The organism is Streptomyces sp. DvalAA-43, assembly GCF_900091725.1.
Lineage (GTDB): Bacteria > Actinomycetota > Actinomycetes > Streptomycetales > Streptomycetaceae > Streptomyces > Streptomyces pulveraceus.
In genome coordinates this window covers 1-5,145 of the sequence record NZ_FMBW01000047.1, presented here as the reverse complement: position 1 = coordinate 5,145, position 5,145 = coordinate 1, and the positions used below count along the sequence as shown (strand labels likewise).

Here is a 5,145-nt window from a genome sequence, read left to right as displayed (position 1 = left end):
GGCAGCGCCGTCTCCAGCAGCGGGCGGGCCCGCTCGTCCCCCAGCCGTCCGAGCCCCTCCACGCAGGCGAGCGCCACCCGCCAGTGCGGATCGCCCGGGGCCAGCAGCCGCTCCAGGGTGCTCATCAGCGCCGGTACGGACTCCGGGGCGCGCAGCGCGGTGAGCAGCCGCACCGGATGCAGGGCGTATGCGGTGCGCAGGGAGTTGGTCGCCAGGGCGGCGGCGGCCCGGGGGGTGCGGGGGTCACCGAGGCGGGCCAGGGCGTGGGCGGCCGAGACGCAGCGCTCCGGGTCCCGGTGGTTGAGCAGCAGGACCAGCGCCTCGAAGGCCCGCCGGTCCCCGCCGCAGCCCAGCCGGAAGGCGGCCATCTCGCGGGCCCAGAGCGGGCGTTCACGTTCCACCAGGACGCGGGCCAGCGCCTCCTCGTCGTCGGTGGCGAGCAGCGCGCGGAACGCCGCCGACTCCCCCGCAGCGCCCGCCTCGTCGGCCAGCCGGTCCGCCAGCGACCGGAACTCCTCGTCCATGACCGTCAGCGTATCGGCGGGAACCCTGCGTATCGAGGGGGCGTGGAAATGTGTCCTGGCGCACAGCACCCCGGGGCTGGCGCGCTCATTACCGGGCGGTTAATCTCATGTGAGCGGGGCACGATCCCCCGCCTGCTCCGGTGGCCTGGTGACGCAGCCACCCGGAGTGCCTGTCGGTTCGGCAGTTCGAGACGTGACTCCGGGACAGAGTCCGTCGCCCCTTTCCGGGTCCTGGCGTGCTCCTCGCGCCCCGGCCCCGAGTACCACGACACGCACTTCCCGCACGGGTCGCGCCGGTTCTCCCGCGCGGTGCGCGCCGTGCCTCCTCACAGTCGTCACTCATTCTCTGGAGTCCCGTGATGGACATCCCGCTCAGCACCATTGCCGTCGTCGGTCTCGGCACCATGGGCACCGGCATCGCCGAGGTCCTGGCCCGCGCCGGCCACGAGGTCATCGGCATCGACATCAGCGAGGCGGCCGCCCGTCGGGCCGTCGCCGCCCTGGACGCCTCGACCGCCCGCGCCGTGCGGCGCGGGCGGCTCACCGAGGAGGAGCGGAGCGATGTCCTCGCCCGCTTCCGCACCTTCACCGGTCTCCGCGCCGCCGCGGAGGCGGAGCTGGTCATCGAGGTCGTGCCCGAGTCGTACGAGATCAAGCAGCAGGTCTTCCGGGAGCTCGACGCGATCGTCTCCCCGACCGCGATCCTGGCGACCGGCACCAACGCCCTGTCGGTGACCCGGCTGGCCGCCGAGTCGCTGCACCCCGAGCGCGTGCTCGGCCTGCACTTCTTCAACCCCGCACCGGCGATGAAGCTGGTCGAGGTGGTCTCCTCGGTGCTGACCGCGCCGCCGGCCGTCGAGGCGGTCACCGCGCTCGCCCGCAGCCTGGGCAAGGAGCCGGTCGCGGTCGGCGACCGGCCGGGCTTCGTCGCCGACGGGCTGCTGTTCGGCTACCTCAACCAGGCCGCCGCGATGTACGAGGCCAACTACGCCTCCAGGGAGGACATCGACGCGGCGATGAAGCTCGGCTGCGGTCTGCCGATGGGCCCGCTCGCCCTGCTCGACCTGATCGGGATCGACACCGCCCGTACCGTCCTGGAGGCGATGTACGCGGAGTCGCGCGACCGGCTGCACGCCCCGGCGCCGGTGCTCAGGCAGCTGAGCGAGGCGGGGCTGGCCGGCCGCAAGTCGGGCCGCGGCTTCTACACCTACGAGGCGGCCGGCAGCCCGGCCGTGGTGCCGGACGCGCTGACCCCGCGGGACGACGCGTCGGCGGTGGCCGGGCGCACGGTGCGTGCGGTGGGCGTGGCGGGCTCCGGGACGATGGCCTCGGGGATCGCCGAGGTCTTCGCGAAGGCCGGGTACGAGGTGGTGCTCGCCGCCCGCGGCCAGGAGAAGGCGGACATGGCGAAGAGCCGGATCGCCAAGTCGCTGGAGCGTTCCGTCGCCAAGGGGCGGCTGACCGCCGAGGCACGGGACGGGGCCCTGGCCCGGATCACCGCGGCCGGTTCGCTGGACGCCTTCGCCGATGTCGATCTCGCGGTGGAGGCCGTCGCCGAGGACCTGGCGGTCAAGCAGCAACTGTTCGGGACCCTGGACAAGGTCTGCAAGCCCGGTGCCGTCCTCGCCACCACCACCTCGTCGCTGCCGGTCGTGGCGATCGCGCGGGCCACCTCCCGCCCGCAGGACGTGATCGGGATGCACTTCTTCAACCCGGCGCCGGCGATGAAGCTGGTCGAGGTGGTCCGTACGGTACTCACCGCCGACGACGTCCACGCCACCGTCCGCGAGGTGTGCGGCACGGTCCGCAAGCACCCGGTGGACTGCGGGGACCGGGCCGGCTTCATCGTGAACGCACTGCTGTTCCCGTACCTCAACAACGCGATCAAGATGGTCGAGGAGCACTACGCGACCCTCGATGACATCGACTCCGCGATGAAGCTGGGCGGCGGCTACCCGATGGGCCCGTTCGAACTGCTCGACGTCGTCGGGCTCGACGTCTCGCTGGCCATCGAGAAGGTGCTGCACAGCGAGTTCCGCGACCCGGGCCTGGCCCCGGCGCCGCTGCTCGAACATCTGGTGGCCGCCGGCTGCCTCGGCCGCAAGACGGGGCGCGGCTTCCGCGAATATGCCCGGCGCTGACCGAGGAGCCGGGTGGGGCGGGCTGCTCGATCCCCCGGGCGGCCCGCCCCCACGGGCGCACTCCCCCGACCTCATGCAGTACGTTCACACCATGTCCCAGCCCGCCAGGTCCCCCCGTGTCTCCGCCGCGCCCGACGCCCCGGAAAGTGCCGCAGGCACGCGCGCCGCCGCCCAACGGCTCAAAATGCGCCGCGAACTGGCCGCCGCGGCGATGGAGCTCTTCGCCACGAAGGGGTACGAGGCGACGACGGTCGACGAGATCGCGGGCGCCGCCGGGGTCGCCCGGCGGACCTTCTTCCGGCACTTCCGCTCCAAGGAAGAGGCGATCTTCCCGGACCACGACGACACCCTCGTCAGGGCCGAGGCCGTCCTCAACGCCGCCCCGGCGCACGAGCACCCCCTCGACACCGTCTGCCGCGGCATCAAGGAAGTCATGAAGATGTACGCGGCGAAGCCCGCGGTCTCCGTGGCCCGTTACAAGCTGACCCGCGAGGTCCCCACCCTGCGCGAGGCGGAGATCGCCTCGGTGGCCCGCTACGAGCGGCTGTTCACCCGCTATCTGCTGGGCCACTTCGACGAGCGCGACCACCATGTCGGCAATGACGACCCGCTGCTGGCGGAGGTCGCCGCGTCTGCCGTCGTCACCGCGCACAACCATGTGCTGCGGCGCTGGCTGCGGGCGGGCGGCGAGGGCGACGTGGAGGCGCAGCTCGACCATGCCTTCGCGATCGTCCGGGACACCTTCGGGACCGGCATCGGAGCCGGGCGGACCGTCGGCGCCGAGCCCGCGCAGCAGCCGGCAGCCTCGGTGACGTCCCGGGGCGAGGTGCTGGTCGCCGTGGCGCGGACGGACGCGCCGCTCGACGAAGTGATGCGCACGATCCAGCAGGCGCTCCAGGACCGCTGACCGGGGGCGTGCCGCCGGCGCGCCGCCACCCGCCGAAATCTGGTTGCCGCGCCCGCACACCGGTGTTGTGGTGGGCGGATGAATCCTGATCACGAAGCCCTGCTGGCCCTTTTCGACCGCGAGATGCGCGAGCACGCCCGCCCCGACGGTCCGGGGGTCCGGGTCGAGCGCACCGGCGAGGTGGTACGGCAGGTCGGCGCGGCCGACGACTGGAACGGTGTCGTCTGGTCGGCCCCGGACCTGGACCCCGCACGGGCGGACGCGGTGATCGCGGCCCAGGTGGCGCACTACGAGGCGCTCGGGCACGGCGAGTTCGAGTGGAAGCTCTACGCGCACGACCGGCCGGCCGGGCTCGCGGACCGGCTGCTGGCGGCCGGTTTCGAGGCGGAGGAGCCGGAGACCCTGCTGGTCGCCCCGGTCGCCGAGCTCTCGACGGCGGTGGAGCTCCCCGGCGGTGTGCGGCTGCGCACGGTGAACGACGCGGACGACGTGGAGCTGATGGCCCGCGCCCATGAGCGGGCGTTCGGCTCGGACTGGTCCCGGCTGCGGCATCAGGTGCTGGCCAGGCTGGCCGAGGACCCGGACGGCTTCGTCGGCGTCCTCGCCATGGCGGGCGACGAGCCGGTGAGTTCGGCCCGGATGGAGCTGTACCCGGGCACGGGCTTCGCGGGGCTCTGGGGCGGCGGAACGGTCGAGGCGTGGCGCGGGAAGGGCATCTACCGCGCCCTGGTGGCCTTCCGTGCCCGCATCGCGGCGGAGCGCGGCTACCACTACCTCCAGGTCGACGCCTCCGAGATGAGCAGCCCGATCCTCCAGCGGCTCGGCTTCGCCGCCCTGAGCACCACGACCCCCTATGTGTACCGGTCCAACTGATCGATCATTCGCGGCTCTTTTGGGGGCATAGCCCTGCGAAACACCCCCGGCACCGCTCATCGGTGCCCCGAGGGTGACAAGTGAGAGAAATTGTTGGCACGGAGTGCCTTGCCAGGTGTCACGGAGTGCCATACGTTGAAGTTGTCCGGGCGGTCGGCGTGAAGAGATCTCACGTACGCCGGCTGTCCCCGCAAGCGAGTTGCCTGCGCGCCCGGACGCCTGCGTCACAGGCACACCTTCTGCTCCACAGAGCAAGCCGAAGCTTTGACCGCCGGACCGACGGCAGCACCGTCCCACCACACCGCCCCCTCTTGCTCGCAGGGACTCTCAAGCATTCCCTCAGCGCCCCGATCCGCCGGAGGCACACCGTGAAGGAAATCCTGGACGCGATCCAATCGCCGGACAGCACGACCGCGGACTTCGCGGCCCTGTCCATCCCCGAGTCGTACCGCGCGGTGACCGTGCACAAGGACGAGACCGAGATGTTCCACGGCCTCGCCACCCGCGACAAGGACCCCCGCAAGTCGCTCCATCTCGACGAGGTCCCGGTGCCCGAACTCGGGCCGGGCGAGGCCCTGGTCGCCGTCATGGCGAGCTCGGTGAACTACAACTCCGTCTGGACCTCGATCTTCGAGCCGATGTCCACCTTCGGCTTCCTGGAGCGCTACGGAAAGCTCAGCGAGCTCACCCGGCGTCACGA

The 5,145-nt window shown here is 72.1% G+C and carries 4 protein-coding genes and 1 pseudogene; 4 read left to right on the top strand and 1 reads right to left on the bottom strand.

Translation table 11 applies throughout. The features are described from left to right. The coding region (locus GA0115234_RS20470) for a HEAT repeat domain-containing protein (protein WP_093543725.1) at window positions 1–524 on the bottom strand (524 nt) is incomplete at its 3' end. Between the two features lie 359 nt (window positions 525–883). On the opposite strand from GA0115234_RS20470, the gene GA0115234_RS20465 reads away from it, so the two are divergent. The 4 genes and pseudogenes from GA0115234_RS20465 to GA0115234_RS20450 form a co-directional block, all read left to right on the top strand. Next, window positions 884–2,665 carry a 3-hydroxyacyl-CoA dehydrogenase family protein gene (locus tag GA0115234_RS20465; RefSeq protein ID WP_093543723.1) on the top strand — a complete coding sequence of 594 codons (1,782 nt, stop codon included), beginning with the start codon at window positions 884–886 and terminating at the stop codon, window positions 2,663–2,665. Window positions 2,666–2,756: 91 nt separating this feature from the next. Continuing rightward, on the top strand, window positions 2,757–3,572 hold the full coding sequence (locus GA0115234_RS20460; RefSeq protein WP_093543727.1) for a TetR family transcriptional regulator: 816 nt from the start codon (window positions 2,757–2,759) through the stop codon (window positions 3,570–3,572). A gap of 78 nt (window positions 3,573–3,650) precedes the next feature. After that, window positions 3,651–4,445: a GNAT family N-acetyltransferase gene (locus GA0115234_RS20455; protein ID WP_093543721.1), complete on the top strand. Its 795-nt coding sequence runs from the start codon at window positions 3,651–3,653 to the stop codon at window positions 4,443–4,445. Between the two features lie 368 nt (window positions 4,446–4,813). After that, a pseudogene (locus GA0115234_RS20450) lies at window positions 4,814–5,145 on the top strand (crotonyl-CoA carboxylase/reductase); the annotation flags it as partial.

Coding starts and splice junctions, on each gene's coding strand:
- GA0115234_RS20465 (WP_093543723.1), top strand. CDS start 884: ATGGACATCCCGCTCAGCACCATTGCCGTCGTCGGTCTCGGCACCATG.
- GA0115234_RS20460 (WP_093543727.1), top strand. CDS start 2,757: ATGTCCCAGCCCGCCAGGTCCCCCCGTGTCTCCGCCGCGCCCGACGCC.
- GA0115234_RS20455 (WP_093543721.1), top strand. CDS start 3,651: ATGAATCCTGATCACGAAGCCCTGCTGGCCCTTTTCGACCGCGAGATG.